We start from the raw sequence: 18,707 nt of genomic DNA, 5'->3' as shown, positions 1-18,707 counted from the left end.
AACGCGTTGATGCGTACGTCCAAAAAAACCTCAAAGACGCAACCCGGCACGCTGGATCCCGACTTCGGTATTGGAGGGGTGCAAGCCCTGGAAAAAATTCTCGAAGATCATGGTGATCTGAACGTTCGCTTTCGCTTCGGAGGACTTGCAACCGCGAAGGATGGCAAGCTTTTGTTCAGCGCCAGCGTGTATAGAAACCACGACGACCAGTACCTATACGGCTTGGGCCGCCTGAGCGCCGACGGCAGCCTGGATAAATCGTTTGGAACGAACGGGCTGGTCACCGGTGATTTTTTACCCTCGCTACCGGCCGGTGGTTCAAGGCTGACCGTACAATCGGCCGGCAACATCCTGATGCTGGGCTGGACATGGCGCAGTGCATCCAATGGCTGGGCGAACTTGGTGATTGCACGTTTCAACAGCGAAGGTAAGCCCGACACGAATTTTGCCGAGCAAGGGCGGCGCATTCTGCCCACCAAGGACTACGAAGAACTCATAGGAGAATCAGCGACAGTACACGTCCAGAGTGACGGACGTATTTTAGTGAGCGCCAACTATGTAGCCCACGACAATCCGGACCAGACAGTGGGTGTGCTGTTTCGCCTGCTGCCCAATGGTGCACTGGACGAAAGCTTCAACAAAACTGGCAGGCTGGAGTTCAAACTTGCCGGCTCCAATGTGGCCACGGCGGTCAACGCGTGTATCAGCCAGGGCAGTGATCACAAAATAGTGTTTGTTGGACATGCCCGGTTTATCCCCACCCTCAAGACCGCCCTGTTTGCCCGCCTCAACCCTGACGGCAGCCCGGACGCCGGCTTTGGCAGTCCCAAGACGCCGGGGTTTCATCCCATGGACAGTATCAAGGATCACACCACCTTCAACGCTCTGATCGAACGTGCGGAGGACAACAGCCTTGTTGGCGCCGGTCAAATTGGGCAGGGCGGCGCCGAAAGCACAAAAGGTCTCATGCAGGCCATTACCCCAAACGGCGCGGTGCACCAACTGTTCAATAACGGTAAACCCCTGATCAGCCATTTTGATGGCAGCCACGACAATGGCTGGCAATGCATCATGCAAACCAGCACAGGCAACCTGGTGACGGCCTCAACCGGCAACTGGATCTTCATCGCTCGATTCAAAACCCACGGCGTGCTGGACCTGGCCTTCAACAACCGGGGTTACAACGACATGCAGTCCGAACCCAGATCCCCCCCTGTGCTGCTGACCGAACGGGGTGACCAGCGAATCATTGCCGGTGCGAACGTCTTGGGTATCGATGAAAAGGGTGTAGGCCAGCTAAGGTGCTTATTCGGCTAAGGCACGCTATCGACAATCACCGTGCAGGTAATCCCCGCCGCCAACAACACCCCCTGCGGCACTTCATCAATATGAATCCGCACCGGCACGCGCTGGGCCAGGCGCACCCAGTTGAAGGTCGGGTTCACATCGGCGATCAGTTCGCGGCTCTCGGGGTTGTCGCGGTCGTAGATGCCGCGGGAGATGCTTTCTACGTGCCCCTTCAACGTCTCGCCGCTCATCAGCTGCATGTCGGCTTTGTCGCCGACTTTCACATGGGGCAACTTGGTTTCTTCGAAGAAGCCATAGACCCAGAACGAGTTCATATCCACCACGGCCATCTTGGCTTCGCCGATGCGCGCGTAGTCGCCGCGATGCACGTTGAGGTTGGTGACGTAGCCGTCCACCGCCGCCACGACCTGGGTGCGTTTCAAGTTGAGTTCGGCCGCTTCGAGTTGCGCCAGGGCGTGCTGGTAATCCGCCAGGGCCGAGTCGGCGATGTTGCTGGCGTCGTCGCGGTTTTCCCTGGAGATCACCAGGGCATCGAGATCGGCGCGGCGGTGGGCGTTGACCTTGCGCATTTCCCAGGTGGCCTTGCGCGAGGCGACCAGGGACTGCGCCTGCTTGACCGCGATGCGGTAGTGCTCGGGGTCGATCTGCATCAGCAGGTCGCCCTTTTTCACCAACTGGTTATCGCGCACCGGCACGTCGACCACTTCGCCGGTGACGTCGGCGGCGACGTTGATGATGTCGGCACGCACGCGGCCGTCGCGGGTCCACGGGGTTTGCATGTAGTGCACCCACAACGTGCGGCCAATCCAGATCGCCAAAGCCAGTACCAGCAAGGTCGCGAGCAGGCTGAAAAACTTTTTCATCGGGGCATTCTCAACGGTAGACGGTCAGCGCCAGGGCGCCGAACAGGCAAACGAACAGGCTCAGACGCAGCAGCGCCGGGTGCCAGAAAAACCGGTACAGGTCGAAGCCAGCCAGGAAGCGGTCCAGGGCCCAGGCCAACGCGGCCGCGATCAGGAACATCAGGGTCATGGTCGGCATGTAGATGCCGTGGAATGCTATTTCACGAGGCATTCGGGGTTCCTTTTAGGGCCGCCAGCGGTGATTGCGGGTCCAGCAACGAGGTGCGGATAAAGTGCAGGTAGCTTTTCACCCGGCGCAGGGCCGAGGTGTCGAAGTGCGGGGCAAAGGGTTCGTCGGTGGCCTGCACGCGGCTGATCGCGTGGTCGACGGCGATCAGGCCACGCTCCAGGTTACTGGCGCTGGGTTGCAGGAACAGGCGCACCAACGAACGCCCCATGACCCGGATCGCCTGGCGCCACGGCTGGGATTCGGCATAGGCCGGGTGCACCGGCAGGATCGCCTGTTCCTTGCGCAACTCGATGATCGCGTGACCGACCTCCAGCACCACGAACATCCAGCGCAGCAGGTCGCGTTGCACTTGCGGCTGGCCGACAGCGAGGCCATAGGCCTGGTGCAGCAGGTCTCGGGTGCGACTTTCGAAACTCGACGCCAACCCCTTGAGCTTGCCGCTGATGGCATACACCACCTGCTCGCGCAGGTCCTGCTCCAGGCGGCGCCACAGCCAGCGGCTGTTGGGCGGCAGGATGATCGCCCCCGCCGCCGCGCACACCAGCATGCCAATGATCATGGCGATGTAGTCGTTGATAAAGGTGTAGGGGTTGTAGACCGTGAGGTTGTCCGGCACCGAACCGGTGCTGAAGAAAATCAGCAGGCCCACGCCCACACCGGCGTATCGCGGGCGTGAGGCGAGGAACGCGCCGAGGATGATCACCGGGGCGAGCATCACGCACAACAGCGGGAAGCCGTCGATCCACGGGAACACGAAGAACATTTCCACAAAGCCCACCAACGCGCCGATCAAGGTGCCGCAGGCCATCTGGAACGCCATGCGCTTGGGGTTGGGCGTGGCGGCGGACAGGCCGACGGTGGCAGCGGCGATCAGGGTCATGGTGGCACCGCTGGGCCAGGCCGTGGCCACCCAATAACTGCCCAGCACAATCAGGATGAACGACGCGCGAATCCCCGAAGCGGCGCAGGCCAGCCAGTTGGTTTTCGGGCTGAAGGTTTCGTCCCATTGCTCCCGTGCATGGCTGTGATCGGCCAGGGAGGCATGGGTTTGCGCGTAGTTGTGCAGGTCATCGACGAAGCGGTAGAGCAGTTCATAAGCGGTGTGAAAATCCAGCTGTTCGGCCTCACTCGGGTTGCCCTCCTGGAAGGTCGCGCGCAGGCTGCGGACTTTGGCGGGCAGGCTGTCCTTGTAGGCGCTGAGTTGGCTGACCAGGCGCCCGGCGTCGGGGCTGGTGAGGGCGCGGCCGGAGAAGCCGTCAAGGACTTCGGCGAGGTCCTGCAGGCCCGGTTTGATCGCCGCCACCACGTGATCCGCGGCGTCCGTGCGCAGGCGTTCGAGCAACTGGTGCAAGGCATTGAAGCGGGTGGTGATGCTCATGAACTCGCTGTTGAGGCGACTGAGCCGACCATTGCGCCGGCGCATATGCGGGTCTTCGAACACCGTGAGGCTGCGCAGCCCTTCCAGGCCCACGGCCTCGGCGATAAAGCGCACATTGCTGGCCTCGAACCCCTCACGCTGGCTGCGCCCGCGCAGGCCATCGGTGACGAAAAGCGCGAACACGCCAAAGCGCTGATAGAGCGCGTTGCGCATCGCGGCACTGGAGGTCTGCGGCAGGATCGCCGCGCTGACCAGGGTGGAACACAGGATCCCCAGGGAGATTTCCAGCACCCGCCACACCGCCGCCATAAAGGCGCCGTCCGGATGGGCCAGGGCCGGCAGGCCGACCATCGCTGCCGTGTAACCGGCCAGCACGAAGCCGTAGGCGCGAAAGTTACGGTTGCGTGTCGCGCCAGCGGTGCAAATGCCGACCCAGATGGCCAGTGCCCCCAGGAACAACTCGGTGTTCTGCGCAAACAGCGCGATCAACACCACCATCACCGCCGACCCCGCCAGGGTGCCGAGGAAACGATAGAAGCTCTTGGCGAACACCTGGCCGCTCTGGGGTTGCATCACGATAAATACGGTGATCATAGCGGTGCGCGGTTGCGGCAGTTCCAGGCGCATGGCCAGCCACAGCGTGAGGAACGCCGCGATCAGCACCTTGAAGATGTACACCCAGGTCACGCCGTCGCTGCGTGCCCAGTCGAAAAAACCACGGCGCCACTCAAGGGAATGCAGCCAGCGCAGCGGTGCAGGCATTGGAGTCATTAAATCCTACTCAGTGACCAAACTATTCAGTGATCAAACATGGCAAGCGCCGCCGGGGTCTTGCTCGGGAGGGTCTTGGCGTCCTGCGGTAGGTCTTTGCCGGCGTCGAGACCGCCACCCAGTGCGGTCACCAGTTCGGCATGGGCGCCAAGCCGCGCAGCCTGGACCTGCTGCTCAATCTGTTGTTGGCGAAACAGCAGGGTCTGCGCGTTGAGCACATTGAGGTAATCGGTCAGGCCGCGCTGGTAGGCGATCATCGCGATATCGTAGGTCTTCTGCGCCGAGGCCACCGACTGCGCCGCAAATGCTGCTTGTTTGTCCATGGATTCACGGCGAATCAACTGGTCGCTGATGCCCTTGAGCGCATTCACCAGGGTCTGGTTGTAGCGCGCCACGGCGATGTCATAGCCGGCGCTGGCCTCACCCAGCTCCGCCCGCAGGCGGCCGCCGTCGAAGATCGGCAAGGTGATGGCCGGGCCGACGTTGTAGTTGAATTTCTTGCCGGCGAGAAACGCCAGCATGCCGCCGCCGGTGGCCATGTAGCCGAGGCTGCCGACCAGGTCGACGTTGGGGTAGAAACCGGCGTGGGCCACATCGATGCCACGGGCTTGCGCCGCGACCTGCCAACGGCTGGCGACCACATCCGGGCGCTGGCCGAGCAATTGCACGGGCAGGCTCGAGGGCAGTTTCAGTGGTGCGGCAAGGGACAGCGTCGGACGCTGCAACGTGGCCCCCTCCCCCGGACCTTTACCGGCAAGCGCCGCCAGTTGGTTACGGCTCAGGGCGATTTCTTCGTCCAGGGCATCCAATTGACGATGGGTTTCCGGCAGCGGCGTTTCGGCCTGGCTCACGTCGAAATGGGTGCCGATCCCGGCATCCAGGCGTTTGTTGGCCAGGTCGAGGATCTGCTGTTGCTGGGCCAGGGTCGCCGCGACGATATCGCGGTTGGCGTAATGCAACGACAGCTGGATATAGGCGCGCACCACGTTGTTCTGCAGTTCAAGCTGGGCCTGGCGGGCTTCGGCCGCGCTCATGTGGGCCAGGTCGACGGCACGCTCAGTGGCGTTGCTTTCGCGGCCCCACAGGTCGAGGGCGTAGCTCAGACCCAAGGACGCATTGTTGTCCCAGGTGTTGGCACCGCTCAACTCACCCGGGCCGTAGAACTGATCCTTGGGCCAATTGTGGCGTTTGAGGGTGGTATCAGCGTTGATCTGCAGCGACTCGGCCGACTCGGCAACCCCGGCCATGGCCCGCGCCTCCCGCACCCGCGCGGCCGCCATGGCCATGCTCGGGCTGCTTTGGGTGGCGAGGTCGACCCAGCGGTTGAGCTGGGGGTCGCCATAGGCCTGCCACCATTGTGCGGTGGGCCAATGGGCGTCCTGGGCGGCGCTGCGGATCGCTTCGTCGGTGGCCAGGGTAGTGGCATTGAGCGCCTGGCCTTGGGGGGCGATTCCTCCGGTTCCGATGCAGCCGCTGATTGCTAACGATAAAGCACAAACACTGAGAGCCTTCAGCCCTCTGTTAATGAGAGTCTTCAGCTCTCTGCTGATGCGACGCGGCACGGCGAACGAATTCCTGAGGTGGTGTTGCGGGGAGAAGTGGCGCAATTCTAGGCGGCGGCACGGAGCGCGATAAGCAGGTGTTCCTGTGAATCTTTATTACCGTTCCAGCGACAATCCCGGTTCGACGGGCGTGAGGTTCGGATATTTATCCCGGCATCTGCATCCTTGCCCTACATCGATCCGCGTAACCGGGCACCAGAGTAGTCAGCCGACTGCCCCCGGAGAGCGCCTCATGCTTTCAGCCCTCAATACGCGGTTGCCGACACAAGAGAGCGTCGATGCTCTGCGCAGGCAGCTGCACCTCGACCCTGTGGCTCTGCGTCCTGGGATGCGGCCTCTACAAAGGGATGTGCTCTGGATCGCCGACAGGGTCCTGGAAAAGCTGAGCCCTCTTGCAGGCGACCCTCGCGACCAGTTGGCAATAGAGGCACTCCACCACAGACTGTCCAACGGCCCACCAAGCCTGGAAGTGTCGGTTGAGGCGTTACCTGACTTGTACGCGTTTTTCAAAAAAGCCGAACACATGCTCAGCCGCCATCGATCACCTCAAAACCCGGACATCGAGGCCGATTACACACTGTGTCGTGCGCTCAAATGGCAGTTTCGCGCAGCCGTCAGCGAGGGAAACCACCAGCGCCTGACGCACAATCTGCTGCAGTCGCTGAGCTATATCCGCGATGGCGGCGAACGGATCAACCATCGTCATATCGGCTACGACATTGCCCTGGAATCGACGCGACAGATCAGTATCGGGCCACATCTGGCTGCCGACTCTCGCTTGGCAACCACGGCAGATCAGCGGATCAAGAGCACGCGCATCATTGCCCTGCAGGGCAAATTCAAATCAACGCTGTCACAACCGAGCGAGTCCCGGTCTCGTGCCCAACTTGGCCTCGGCTATGTATCGTCTCGTGAGTACTCGAGCCTGGAGCACTACGCCGATGCCCGCAGCCATTCTGTACGCACGTCGCTGAGCGAGAGCATCGGGCGCACCGCCAATAACTTGCGCAACCTGGTGAGTGACAGCTGCAATCTGCACAGGCACCGCGCTTACTCAACACAGAGCCAACCTTATGTCAGGGACACCCTTGCCCGCGCAGGCCTGGTCGACGTTGAACTGCCCTGCCTGCATAGTCCCTCCCAACCCATCATGACCGAAAGGGGCATCGCACTGACCATGCGAGGCAAGGTGGCGGTCGACTTCTTCAATTTCCTGAATGTGCACACCACGATCGAACTTACTTTGCAGCGCACCCGGCAACATAAAGCCCTGGATATTCTCGGCTTGCACGAAATGTCCCCGGCGCTGGCGAAGCAGCAAATGATCGCGCTCAAGCATCCCGATGACAGCCCCACGGCACTGTTGAATGACATGAAAAACCATGTCATTTCCAGCAGCCGGCAATTCACCCGGAGCGTCAGCAAGCCCGTGCCGGCGTCCGAGTTGAACGCCACCCTGCACACCAGCAACCGACAGGCAAGGTCACTGCTGGAGCGATATGTACTGCTCAAGACCGACTCACGCCTGGAGACGCACCTGGACAGCGAAATACGCGCGCTGATCGAGCGCAACCCTGCGCTGCTTCGCCCCGAAGCGTTAAGGACCTACACGCTGACAGCCCAGGCGCAAACACTGTCAGGCTCAGCCGGGGTCACGGCTTCGTCACGGGCCGAGGCAGGCGGTAAAGGGGTGTCCATCGAGTTCAGCCACCGCAAGAGTGATGATCCGCATCTGAGTGGCGATTACCTGACGATCGACATCGCAGCGCTCAAGTCCGTGGCGGTGGTACAAAAAACGCTGCGGCACGCATTGTCATCCATCGGAGACCAGGCGTTCGACTGGGAAAAGCTGGTCCGTTCGATCAGTGAATCGCTGCTCGACCCGGCCAGACCTTCGTCTACCCAGGTGCTGGTAAAGATCAAGCACGGCGAACCCGTGGTATTACTCACGCGCCATACGATGAACAAAGCGCGCAACCTGGGGCTGCCCAAGCCCGTTGAACAGTTCAGCGGCATTGATGTCCAGTCTTTGCGCACACGGCAAACCTTGCGCACAGAACGGTTGGGCACCGATTCGCTGGACCATCTTTTGCCAATCGCTCGCCGCTACCTGGGAAGCCCTGGTGAGCAGTCGGGTTGGGACGACTACATACAGCACCACGTCGATGACATTCATGCACTACTCGACGCCCTCGGCCGGCAGACACACGGTACGACACTGGCGGCCGATCTCGACGCGATCAAACGCATCAGCCCGGCACTCGAACGGGCGGCTGAGGACCTGACCCGGCAGGCCAACACCGCCCTTGAAGCGCCGACCGCCGAACACCGCGCCAGCGCACGGGAGGCATTCAATCACCTGCTGCGGGAATACCTGCCGCACTACCAGGCCAAAGTCAGCCAGGCTTGGACCTTGTCCTGAGCCTACGCCATCAATGTCCAGGCGGAGCGCGCCCAGCGGATACACACCTGCGCGCAACTTCATGTCACAATTTGGCATCTCCCCTGAGAACTCTCCATGGACACTTTGCAAAACATGCGCGCCTTCAGTTGCGTGGCCGAAGCCGGCAGCTTCACCGCCGCCGCCGCGCAACTGGACACAACCACTGCCAACGTCTCGCGCGCGGTCTCCAATCTTGAGGCCCATCTGCAAACCCGCTTGCTCAACCGCACCACCCGCCGCATTGCCCTCACCGAGGCAGGTAAACGCTACCTGCTGCGCTGCGAGCAGATCCTGGCCTACGTCGAAGAAGCCGAAGCCGAAGCCAGCGACGCCCACGCGCGCCCCGCCGGGCAGCTGAAAGTGCACACCATGACCGGTATCGGCCAGCATTTCGTCATCGACGCGATTGCCCGCTACCGCCGCACCCACCCGGACGTGACCTTCGACCTGACCCTGGCCAACCGCGTGCCGGACCTGCTGGACGAGGGCTACGACGTGTCCATCGTGCTGGCCAGCGAGCTGCCGGACTCGGGCTTCGTGTCCCAACGCCTGGGCATCACCTACAGCATCGCCTGCGCCTCGCCGGACTACGTCAAGGCCAAGGGCTGCGCGCAACGGCCCCAGGATTTGCTCAACCACGCCTGCCTGCGCCTGGTCAGCCCGGTGATCCAGCTGGACAAATGGACCTTCAACGGCCCAGAAGGCCAGGAAAGCGTGGCGATCAATACGTCGCCGTTCCTGGTCAACTCCGCCGACGCGATGAAAACCGCGATCACCAGCGGCATGGGCGTCGGCCTGCTGCCGGTGTATGCAGCCATCGAAGGCCTGCGCAACGGCACATTGGTGCGGGTCATGCCCACCTATCGCTCCCAGGAGCTGAACCTGTACGCCATCTACCCCTCGCGCCAGTACCTGGATGCGAAGATCAAGACCTGGGTGGAATACCTGCGCGGCTCGTTGCCGGAGATCCTGGCGGCGCACCAGGCGGAGCTGGTGGCGTATGAGTTGAGCGGCAGCCTCAGCGGTGCACGGCTGGCGAACTGATTTCTACCAGGCGATACAAGTCTTTAAATGTGGGAGGGGCGGTGTCCTGACAATTGCCGGCAGGAATGTTAGCGTGCTTGGCATTCTTCCGTAGTCGATGAGCCCGCCTGCAATGAAAAAGACCGTCCTCGCCTTCAGCCGTGTCACCCCGCAAATGATCGAACGCCTGCAACAGGATTTCGAGGTGATTGCGCCCAACCCCAAGCTGGGCGATATCAACGCTCAATTCAATGAAGCCCTGCCCCACGCCCACGGTTTGATCGGCGTGGGTCGCAAGCTGGGCCGCGCGCAGCTCGAAGGCGCGGGCAAGCTGGAGGTGGTGTCCAGCGTGTCGGTGGGCTACGACAACTACGATGTGCCGTACTTCAACGAGCGCGGGATCATGCTCACCAACACCCCCGACGTACTGACCGAAAGCACCGCCGACCTGGCCTTCGCCCTGCTGATGAGCAGCGCGCGCCGGGTGGCCGAGCTGGACGCCTGGACCAAGGCTGGCCAGTGGAAAGCCAGCGTCGGCGCGCCGCTGTTTGGCTGTGACGTGCATGGCAAGACCCTCGGTATCGTTGGCATGGGCAATATCGGCGCGGCCGTGGCCCGGCGTGGGCGCCTGGGCTTCAATATGCCGATCCTGTACAGCGGCAACAGCCGCAAGACCGCGCTGGAACAGGAACTGGGCGCGCAATTCCGCAGCCTCGACCAGTTGCTGGCCGAGGCGGATTTCGTCTGCCTGGTGGTGCCGTTGAGCGACAAGACCCGCCACCTGATCAGCACCCGCGAATTGGGGCTGATGAAGTCCAGCGCAATCCTGATCAATATTTCCCGCGGCCCGGTGGTGGACGAACCGGCGCTGATCCAGGCCCTGCAAAACCAGACCATTCGCGGCGCCGGGCTGGATGTGTATGAGCAGGAGCCGTTGGCCGAATCGCCACTGTTCCAGTTGAGCAATGCGGTGACCCTGCCGCACATCGGCTCGGCGACTCATGAAACCCGCGAAGCCATGGCCAACCGCGCGTTGGACAACCTGCGCAGCGCCCTGCTCGGCCAGCGTCCGCAGGATCTGGTGAACCCGCAGGTGTGGAAGGGCTGACACGGGCCCAGTCCGATACAAAATCGGGTTAAAGCCTGGCTCTCCCGAGTCGATAACCTTCAATAGAAGTTCGTCATCCCTGATCCACAGAAGGTTTTTATGTCCACCACCAAAGCCCGCGCAGACTCACTCTCGCTTCTGCTCTTTACCTTGCGCAGCGGTAAGCTGATGGCCATCAACCTGCTGAAAGTCAGCGAGATCATCCCTTGCCCGCCGCTGACCAAGCTGCCGGAGTCTCATCCCCACGTCAAAGGCATCGCCACCCTGCGCGGCAATTCATTGGCGGTGATCGACCTGAGCCGCGCCCTGGGGGAAATGCCCCTGGAAGACCCGAACGGCGGCTGCCTGATCGTCACCGACGTGAGCCGTTCCAAGCAGGGCCTGCATGTGCAGGCCGTGAGCAAGATCGTGCACTGCCTGACCACCGATATTCGCCCACCGCCCTACGGCTCCGGCGGCAACCGTGCGTTCATCACCGGGGTGACCCAGGTGGAAGGCGGCCTGGTGCAGGTGCTGGACATCGAAAAAGTCATCCATGGCATCGCCCCGGCGCCGATTGAGGCGGCGCCTACCGACCTGACCATGGAAGAGGCGGAAGTGCTCGGCAATGCGCGGATCCTGGTGGTGGATGACAGCCAAGTCGCCCTGCAGCAGTCGGTACACACCCTGCGCAACCTTGGCCTGACCTGCCACACCGCGCGCAGCGCCAAGGAAGCCATCGATGTGCTGCTGGAGCTGCAAGGCACCGCCGCGCAGATCAATGTGGTGGTGTCGGACATCGAGATGTCCGAAATGGACGGTTATGCCCTGACCCGCACCCTGCGTGAAACCCCGGACTTCCAGGATCTCTACGTGCTGCTGCATACCTCCCTGGACAGCGCGATGAACAGCGAAAAGGCGCGTCTGGCCGGTGCCAACGCGGTGCTGACCAAGTTCTCCTCGCCCGAACTGACCAAGTGCCTGGTGGTCGCCGCCCAGACCGTGGCGCAACAGGGGCTGTAACCGGTGGCGGAGCATTTCCAGCTGCTGCGCCGCGACCTCACCGGCAGCCTGCCTGCACCGCAATGGCCGGCCCATACGCAGTTGGATCATTACCGCGACGAGCTGGCCCCGGCGATCCATGCGGTGCTGCGCATGACCCAGGAGCAAGGGGGAGGCCGCGTTCCTCATCTGCACGCCTGGCAGCATCTGTTCGTCAGCGATGCCGAATTCGATCCCACGCTGTGTCTGGTGGTCAGCAACGGCGATGGCATTCTCGGCGTGGCGCAGTGCTGGACCAGCGCGTTTATCAAGAACCTGTCCGTGCATCCTTGCGCTCAAGGCCAAGGCTTGGGCCGCGCGTTGCTGCTGCACTGCTTCCAGGTGTTCAAGCAGCGTGGCGAACCCTATGTCGACCTCAAGGTGCTGGAGAGCAACCGGCGCGCCCGACAACTGTACGAAAGCGCGGGCATGGTCTTTGTGTTGCGGGATGTGGTCGCCGACGACTGACAGGCGCTGGCGCATAACTTGCTTCCAGAGCAGCACAACGGTGGATAGAGGTAAAAACCCGTCACTGTTCCTGCGTGCCCTCTGACCTAGCCTGGTGACAGATCCGCCATGAACACCCATTTTTCCTGCGTCGGTTGCGGCAAATGCTGCAGCGATCATCACGTACCCCTGACCCTCCAGGAAGCCCGCCAATGGGCGGCTGACGGCGGTAACGTCATCGTTCTGGTGGAGGGTTTCCTGAGCAATGGCCTGGGCCTGCCTCAACTGCAGCGCGAACATGCCGAGCGGCGTTCGGTGGTGGTGCCCAGCGGCAGCACCGAGGCGTTTGTGGCAATCACCTTTGCCGCCTACAACGCCGGGCGCTGCCGGAATCTTGACGCCGACAACCTATGCCGCATCTACGAGCGCCGCCCGTTGGTGTGCCGCATCTACCCGATGGAGATCAACCCGCATATCCCGCTCAACCCCGCCGCCAAGGATTGCCCGCCGGAATCCTGGGAACAGGGCCCGGTGTTGATCTTCGGGGGTGAATTGATGGACCCGGAGCTGGTGGAACTGATCCAACGCTCGCGCCAGGCCGACCGAGACGACGTGCAGACCAAGGAGGCGGTGTGCGCCTTGCTGGGCATTCGCACCACGGCGCTCAAGGGTGATGGGTTTACCGCGTACCTGCCGGACATGGGCGCGTTTGCCCAGGCGATTGAGCTGGCGGTGGACCGGCCGGCCGTGGCCAATGAGTGGGTGTTTCATGTGTCGGGGATGGACATCGCCGAACAGTTGCTGGATGCCGGCGCGCAGATTGCCACCGAGGTGCCGGCCAACTATGCGTTTATCTCGCTGCGGGCAGCGTAGACCTTGAAGGCCGCCGATCAGTGCTCGGCAGGAACGGCGTCAAGGCGGTAGGGCTGGATGATCCGCTGGTACTCGCCGCTCTGCTTCAGTTGTTCAAGGGCGCAGTTGAGTTCGTTGCGCAATGCGGTGTCAGGTTTGCGCACTGCGATGGCCACACCGTCGCCCAAAAGCTCGGACGAAATGGCAGGGCCGACGAAGTCGAAATCGTGGCCGTCTTCGGTGTCGAGCAAGGCTTCACGAATTTCTACCGTGCCTTGCAGGGTCGCATCAATCTCGCCGGCCTTAAGGCTGCTGACTAATTCATTGTTGAGCCAGAAACTCTTGACGATGACGCCATTTGGCGCCCACATCGAGCGGGCAAAAGCCTCACGATTACTTCCCAGCAACACGCCGACTCGCTTGCCCTTGAGCGACTTTACCCGCGGCTGCAAGTTGGACATCCGGCGCGCCACCAGGCGCGTGGTGAAGGGGTAGAGGTTATCGGTGAAGCCCACCCAACGTTGCCGCTGCGAGGTCGGCGCCATCCCCATGATCGCGTCGAATTTCCTGGCTTCAAGGGAGATGAAATCTTCGACAAGCACCTGGTCGACCCAGATGCAGCGTGCATTCAACTGCACGCACAGGGCGTTGCCCAACTCGATATTCAAGCCGACCAACTGCCCTTGCGGGTCGCGGCTCTGGAACGGGGGGAATTGTGCAGCAACGGCGAAACGGATTTCACGCTGCGGTGGATCATCGGCCGCAGAGGCATCCGCCGCAAGCAACAGGGCAAGCACTACACAGATGTGTATCAGAGCCAAGGGAGACGTCCTTTTCCGGAAAGACCAGCATCGCCCTGCTCCCCCCTGAAATCACAGGGGCAGAGCAAAGGCTGTGCAAGCTTTCAAGAAACGGTCGCAGGCCTACAATCAGAAATTTCAGCAGAGGCTGTAGGCAATAATCGACACGGTGTGCGACTTGTTAGTCTCAGCGTTTACCCATCGAACGACGAGTCCCCGGCGGAGCCATGCCTGGCGACTTGGTATGGCCGTTCTTGGCGCCGTTTTTGTACCACGGTTGGGCCGCATTCCTGGCCCCAGCCAGCTCACCCGGCTTGAACGGAAACTTGAACGCCGGGATCTCGGCTTTTTCAACGCCTTCGGCGCTGGCCGGATCGACGATGTCGGTCGCTTCAACAGGGGGTTGTGTCGGGGAAGTCATGAAAGCTCCGGGGCGTGCAAAAAATGATGCGGGGCCGGCTTGCGGGCCACACTGGCGCGCAGTATACCTGCGAGCTTCAGATCTTTAACCACCACCGGTACGAATGGTCGGAGTTTGCTGACAGCGCTGTCAGTTAGCCGTCACCGTGCTGACCGGGTTGAAGGGCTATAAAGGCCGCTCACTCTCCCCATCCTTTGCCCCGGCGCCTCCCCCATGCACATTCAACGAAAAACTGCCCTGATCGTGGGTGTCCTCGTGGTCGTGGCGGTTGCAGCCTGGGCGCTGACCCGCCCAGCCAAGGCCAGACTGGCAGCACCCACCGCGATCCCGGTGCGGGTGGTGAGCGTAGCGCAGCAGGACATTCCACGCTTTGTCAGCGGCATCGGTACGGTGTTGTCCCTGCACAGCGTGGTCATTCGCCCGCAGGTCGACGGCATTCTCACCCAATTGCAGGTCAAGGAAGGCCAGTGGGTCAAGGCCGGCGACCTACTGGCCAGAATCGATGATCGCTCGATCCGCGCCAGTCTCGACCAGGCCAGGGCGCAACTGGGCGAGAGCCAGGCGCAGTTGCAGGTGGCACTGGTCAACCTCAAGCGCTACAAGGAATTGAGCGTCGACGACGGCGTGTCCAAGCAGACCTACGACCAGCAACAAGCCCTGGTCAACCAGCTCAAGGCCACCGTCCAAGGTAACCAGGCCGCCATCGATGCAGCCCAGGTCCAGCTGTCCTACACCCAGATTCGCTCACCGGTCAGTGGCCGCGTCGGTATTCGCAATGTGGATGAAGGCAACTTCCTGCGCACCAGCGATACCCAGGGCCTGTTCTCCGTGACCCAGATCGACCCGATTGCCGTTGAGTTCTCTCTGCCGCAACAGATGCTGCCGACCCTGCAAGGCCTGATCGCCGCGCCTGCCAAGGCCAGCGTCGACGCCTACCTGGGTGCCGACACCGACGGCCAGACCGGCGACTTGCTCGGCGAAGGCCACTTGAGCCTGATCGACAACCAGATCAGCTCCACCACCGGCACCGTGCGCGCCAAGGCCGAGTTCAACAACGCCTCGCAACGCCTGTGGCCGGGGCAGTTGGTGACCATCAAGATCCAGACCGCCCTCGACAAAAATGCCTTGGTGGTGCCGCCGACCGTGGTGCAACGCGGCCTGGATTCGCACTTCGTGTACCGGGTCAGTGGCGACAAAGTGGAGGTGGTGCCGGTGCAGGTGACGTACCAGGACAGCGACGTCAACATCATCAAGGGCGTACAGGCCGGCGATGTGCTGGTCAGTGACGGCCAGTCGCGGCTCAAGGCCGGTGCCCAGGTGGAGGTGCTCAAGGAGCCACCGCAGGTGGTCCAGACCGTCGACGCCAAGGTGCAGCCATGAACGGCAGCCGTTCGCCCTCGGCCTGGTGCGTCGACCACCCGGTCGCCACCCTGTTGTTGACCTTCGCCCTGGTGCTGCTCGGGATCATTGCCTTCCCGCGCCTGGCCATCGCGCCACTGCCGGAGGCGGAATTTCCGACGATCCAGGTCACCGCACAATTGCCCGGCGCCAGCCCGGACACCATGGCCTCCTCGGTGGCGACGCCGCTGGAAGTGCAGTTCAGCGCCATCCCCGGCATGACCCAGATGACCTCCAGCAGTGCCTTGGGCTCAAGCCTGTTGACCCTGCAATTCACCCTCGACAAGAGCATCGACACCGCCGCGCAGGAAGTGCAGGCAGCGATCAACACCGCATCCGGCAAGCTGCCCAGCGACATGCCGAGCCTGCCCACCTGGAAGAAGGTCAACCCGGCGGACAGCCCGGTGCTGATCCTCAGTGTCAGCTCCGACAGCATGCCCAGCACCGAGTTGAGCGACTATGTGGAAACCCTGCTGGCGCGGCAGATCAGCCAGATCGACGGCGTCGGCCAGATCAACATCACCGGCCAGCAACGCCCGGCGATCCGCGTGCAGGCGTCCCCCGACAAACTCGCGGCCATCGGCCTGACCCTGGCCGATATTCGCCTGGCCATCCAGCAATCGAGCCTTAACCTGGCCAAGGGTGCGATCTACGGCGAGAACAGCGTGTCGACCCTGTCGACCAACGACCAACTGTTTCACCCGGAGGACTATGCCCAACTGATCGTGTCCTACAAGGATGGCGCCCCCGTTCAACTGCGCGATATCGCCAACGTCATCAACGGTTCGGAAAACGCCTACGTGCAGGCCTGGTCCGGCGACACTCCGGGGGTCAACCTGGTGATCTCGCGCCAGCCCGGCGCCAACATTGTCGAGACGGTGGACCGCATCCAGGCCGAACTGCCGCGCCTGCAAGGCATGCTGCCGGCTTCGGTGCAGGTCAGCGTGTTGACCGACCGCACCAAGACCATCCGCGCGTCCCTGCATGAAGTGGAAGTCACCCTGCTGATCGCCATCCTGCTGGTGGTGGCGGTGATGGCGCTGTTCCTGCGCCAGTTGTCGGCGACGCTGATTGTGTCCAGCGTGCTCGGCGTGTCGCTGGTCGCCAGTTTTGCGTTGATGTACCTGATGGGCTTCAGCCTGAACAACCTCACCCTGGTGGCAATCGTGATCGCCGTGGGCTTTGTGGTCGACGATGCCATCGTGGTGGTGGAGAACATTCACCGCCACCTCGAAGCGGGGCTCGACAAACGCGAAGCGGCGATCAAGGGCGCCGGCGAGATTGGTTTTACCGTGGTGTCCATCAGCTTCTCGTTGGTGGCGGCGTTTATTCCGCTGCTGTTCATGGGTGGCGTGGTCGGACGGCTGTTCAAGGAATTCGCGCTGACGGCCACCTCGACCATCCTGATTTCGGTGGTGGTCTCCTTGACCCTGGCACCGACATTGGCCGCGCTGTTCATGCGCGCCCCGACCCATCCGGCCCACGACAAACCGGGCTTCAGCGAACGCCTGCTGGCCGGCTACGCGCGCAACCTGCGTCGCGCGCTGGCCCATCAGCGCAGTATGGCCGCGCTATTCGTGGTGACCCTGGCCCTGGCCGTGGCCGGCTACGTGTTTATCCCCAAGGGCTTCTTTCCGGTACAGGACACCGGTTTTGTGCTCGGCACCAGCGAGGCGGCGGCCGACGTGTCATACCCGGACATGGTCGCCAAGCACAAGGCCCTGGCTGAGATCGTCAAGGATGATCCGGCGGTGCAGGCGTTTTCCCATTCGGTGGGCGTGACCGGCAGCAACCAGACCATCGCTAACGGGCGCTTCTGGATCGCCTTGAAAGACCGCGGTGATCGCGACGTGTCCGCCAGCCAGTTCATCGACCGCATCCGGCCCAAGCTCGCGAAAGTGCCGGGCATCGTGCTGTACCTGCGCGCGGGCCAGGACATCAACCTCAGCTCCGGCCCCAGCCGTGCCCAGTACCAGTACGTACTCAAGAGCAACGACGGCCCGACACTCAACACCTGGACCCAGCGTCTGACCGAAAAACTGCGCGCCAACCCGGCCTTTCGCGACCTGTCCAACGACCTGCAACTGGGCGGCAGCATCACCCATATCAGCATTGATCGCCAGGCCGCCGCGCGCTTTGGCCTGACCGCCACCGATGTCGACCAGGCGCTCTACGACGCCTTCGGCCAGCGCCAGATCAACGAGTTCCAGACCGAGATCAACCAGTACCAGGTGGTGCTGGAGCTGGACAGCCAACAGCGCGGCAAGGCCGAAAGCCTGAACTACTTCTACCTGCGATCAAAGCTGACCAATGAGATGGTGCCGTTGTCGGCAGTGGCCAAGGTCGACCCACCGACCCTGGGGCCTCTGTCCATCAGCCATGACGGCATGTTCCCCGCCGCCAACCTGTCGTTCAACCTGGCACCCGGTGTGGCGCTGGGCGACGCAGTGATCATGCTCAACCAGGCCAAGAATGAAATCGGCATGCCGACCACCATCATCGGCAACTTCCAGGGCGCGGCCCAGGCGTTCCAGAGTTCGCTGGCCAGCCAGCCGTGGCTGATCCTCGCAGCGCTGGTGGCGGTCTACATCATTCTGGGTGTGTTGTATGAGAGCTTCGTGCACCCGCTGACGATTATCTCCACCTTGCCCTCGGCGGGGCTGGGCGCGCTGATCATGCTGTCGCTGATGGGCCAGGACTTCTCGATCATGGCGCTGATCGGCCTGGTGCTGTTGATCGGGATCGTGAAGAAGAACGGCATCCTAATGATCGACTTCGCCCTGGAAGCCCAGCGCGTCAGAGGTATGTCACCGGAGGATGCGATCTACGAAGCCTGCGTGACACGGTTCCGCCCGATCATCATGACCACCCTCGCCGCCCTGCTCGGCGCGGTACCGTTGATGCTCGGCGCAGGCCCGGGTGCGGAAATGCGCCAGCCCCTGGGCATCGCGGTAGTCGGCGGCTTGCTGGTGAGCCAGGCGCTGACGCTGTTCACCACACCGGTCATATACTTGTACCTTGAGAAATTCTTCCACCGGCCCAAACCAGCGGCTGAGCTGGCGACCACACACTGAGGCCAAGGCA

General features: G+C 62.3%; 15 protein-coding genes. 9 read left to right on the top strand and 6 right to left on the bottom strand.

The genetic code is table 11. From position 1 onward, the window contains the following. Nucleotides 1-9: 9 nt before the first annotated feature. Nucleotides 10-1,317 carry a hypothetical protein gene (locus tag NIBR502773_RS20455; RefSeq protein WP_141156792.1) on the top strand — a complete coding sequence of 436 codons (1,308 nt, stop codon included), beginning with the start codon at nucleotides 10-12 and terminating at the stop codon, nucleotides 1,315-1,317. On the opposite strand, the gene NIBR502773_RS20450 is transcribed toward NIBR502773_RS20455, so the two are convergent. The 4 genes from NIBR502773_RS20450 to NIBR502773_RS20435 are packed head-to-tail and all read right to left on the bottom strand — an operon-like array spanning nucleotide 1,314 to nucleotide 6,111. Further along, on the bottom strand, nucleotides 1,314-2,171 hold the full coding sequence (locus tag NIBR502773_RS20450) for an HlyD family secretion protein (protein WP_141156791.1): 858 nt from the start codon (nucleotides 2,169-2,171) through the stop codon (nucleotides 1,314-1,316). The two genes, NIBR502773_RS20455 and NIBR502773_RS20450, sit on opposite strands and share 4 nt — an antisense overlap. Nucleotides 2,172-2,181: 10 nt before the next feature. Continuing rightward, on the bottom strand, nucleotides 2,182-2,382 hold the full coding sequence (locus NIBR502773_RS20445) for a DUF1656 domain-containing protein (RefSeq protein WP_027604741.1): 201 nt from the start codon (nucleotides 2,380-2,382) through the stop codon (nucleotides 2,182-2,184). After that, nucleotides 2,372-4,549 (bottom strand): FUSC family protein, encoded by a 2,178-nt coding sequence (locus NIBR502773_RS20440; RefSeq protein WP_141156790.1) that lies wholly within the window; start codon nucleotides 4,547-4,549, stop codon nucleotides 2,372-2,374. The genes NIBR502773_RS20445 and NIBR502773_RS20440 overlap by 11 nt, the downstream gene beginning before the upstream one ends. 26 nt (nucleotides 4,550-4,575) lie before the next feature. Continuing rightward, nucleotides 4,576-6,111 (bottom strand): efflux transporter outer membrane subunit, encoded by a 1,536-nt coding sequence (locus tag NIBR502773_RS20435; RefSeq protein WP_141156789.1) that lies wholly within the window; start codon nucleotides 6,109-6,111, stop codon nucleotides 4,576-4,578. A 232-nt stretch (nucleotides 6,112-6,343) separates the two neighbouring features. Between NIBR502773_RS20435 and NIBR502773_RS20430 the strand changes: the two genes are divergently transcribed. The 6 genes from NIBR502773_RS20430 (at nucleotide 6,344) to NIBR502773_RS20405 (ending at nucleotide 13,025) form a co-directional block, all read left to right on the top strand. Further along, nucleotides 6,344-8,533: a hypothetical protein gene (locus NIBR502773_RS20430; RefSeq protein ID WP_141156788.1), complete on the top strand. Its 2,190-nt coding sequence runs from the start codon at nucleotides 6,344-6,346 to the stop codon at nucleotides 8,531-8,533. Between the two features lie 96 nt (nucleotides 8,534-8,629). Continuing rightward, nucleotides 8,630-9,598 carry a LysR family transcriptional regulator gene (locus NIBR502773_RS20425; RefSeq protein WP_027604744.1) on the top strand — a complete coding sequence of 323 codons (969 nt, stop codon included), beginning with the start codon at nucleotides 8,630-8,632 and terminating at the stop codon, nucleotides 9,596-9,598. A gap of 112 nt (nucleotides 9,599-9,710) precedes the next feature. Next, nucleotides 9,711-10,685: a D-glycerate dehydrogenase gene (locus NIBR502773_RS20420; protein ID WP_141156787.1), complete on the top strand. Its 975-nt coding sequence runs from the start codon at nucleotides 9,711-9,713 to the stop codon at nucleotides 10,683-10,685. 99 nt (nucleotides 10,686-10,784) lie between these two features. Beyond that, nucleotides 10,785-11,687 carry a chemotaxis protein CheV gene (locus NIBR502773_RS20415; RefSeq protein ID WP_027604746.1) on the top strand — a complete coding sequence of 301 codons (903 nt, stop codon included), beginning with the start codon at nucleotides 10,785-10,787 and terminating at the stop codon, nucleotides 11,685-11,687. Between the two features lie 3 nt (nucleotides 11,688-11,690). Then, complete coding sequence (locus NIBR502773_RS20410) at nucleotides 11,691-12,173, top strand: N-acetyltransferase (protein WP_141156786.1); 483 nt, start codon at nucleotides 11,691-11,693, stop codon at nucleotides 12,171-12,173. A gap of 108 nt (nucleotides 12,174-12,281) precedes the next feature. Then, entirely contained in the window at nucleotides 12,282-13,025 is a 744-nt protein-coding gene (locus NIBR502773_RS20405) for a YkgJ family cysteine cluster protein (protein WP_141156785.1), read from the top strand. A gap of 17 nt (nucleotides 13,026-13,042) precedes the next feature. Here NIBR502773_RS20405 and NIBR502773_RS20400 read toward each other — a convergent pair whose 3' ends face one another. Then, nucleotides 13,043-13,825: a transporter substrate-binding domain-containing protein gene (locus NIBR502773_RS20400; RefSeq protein ID WP_141156784.1), complete on the bottom strand. Its 783-nt coding sequence runs from the start codon at nucleotides 13,823-13,825 to the stop codon at nucleotides 13,043-13,045. A 166-nt stretch (nucleotides 13,826-13,991) separates the two neighbouring features. After that, nucleotides 13,992-14,225 carry a hypothetical protein gene (locus NIBR502773_RS20395; RefSeq protein ID WP_027604750.1) on the bottom strand — a complete coding sequence of 78 codons (234 nt, stop codon included), beginning with the start codon at nucleotides 14,223-14,225 and terminating at the stop codon, nucleotides 13,992-13,994. Between the two features lie 213 nt (nucleotides 14,226-14,438). Between NIBR502773_RS20395 and NIBR502773_RS20390 the strand changes: the two genes are divergently transcribed. Together NIBR502773_RS20390 and NIBR502773_RS20385 are read left to right on the top strand one after the other, a co-directional pair. Beyond that, nucleotides 14,439-15,605: an efflux RND transporter periplasmic adaptor subunit gene (locus NIBR502773_RS20390; RefSeq protein WP_141156783.1), complete on the top strand. Its 1,167-nt coding sequence runs from the start codon at nucleotides 14,439-14,441 to the stop codon at nucleotides 15,603-15,605. Beyond that, the gene (locus tag NIBR502773_RS20385) at nucleotides 15,602-18,697 is read left to right on the top strand and encodes a multidrug efflux RND transporter permease subunit (RefSeq protein WP_141156782.1); all 3,096 of its coding nucleotides are present in this window, start codon (nucleotides 15,602-15,604) and stop codon (nucleotides 18,695-18,697) included. Before NIBR502773_RS20390 ends, NIBR502773_RS20385 begins: the two co-directional genes overlap by 4 nt. The last annotated feature ends 10 nt before the right edge of the window (nucleotides 18,698-18,707 follow it).

Source organism: Pseudomonas sp. NIBRBAC000502773, assembly GCF_006517195.1.
Taxonomy (GTDB): domain Bacteria; phylum Pseudomonadota; class Gammaproteobacteria; order Pseudomonadales; family Pseudomonadaceae; genus Aquipseudomonas; species Aquipseudomonas marginalis.
This window is presented reverse-complemented; position numbering and strand designations above follow the sequence as displayed.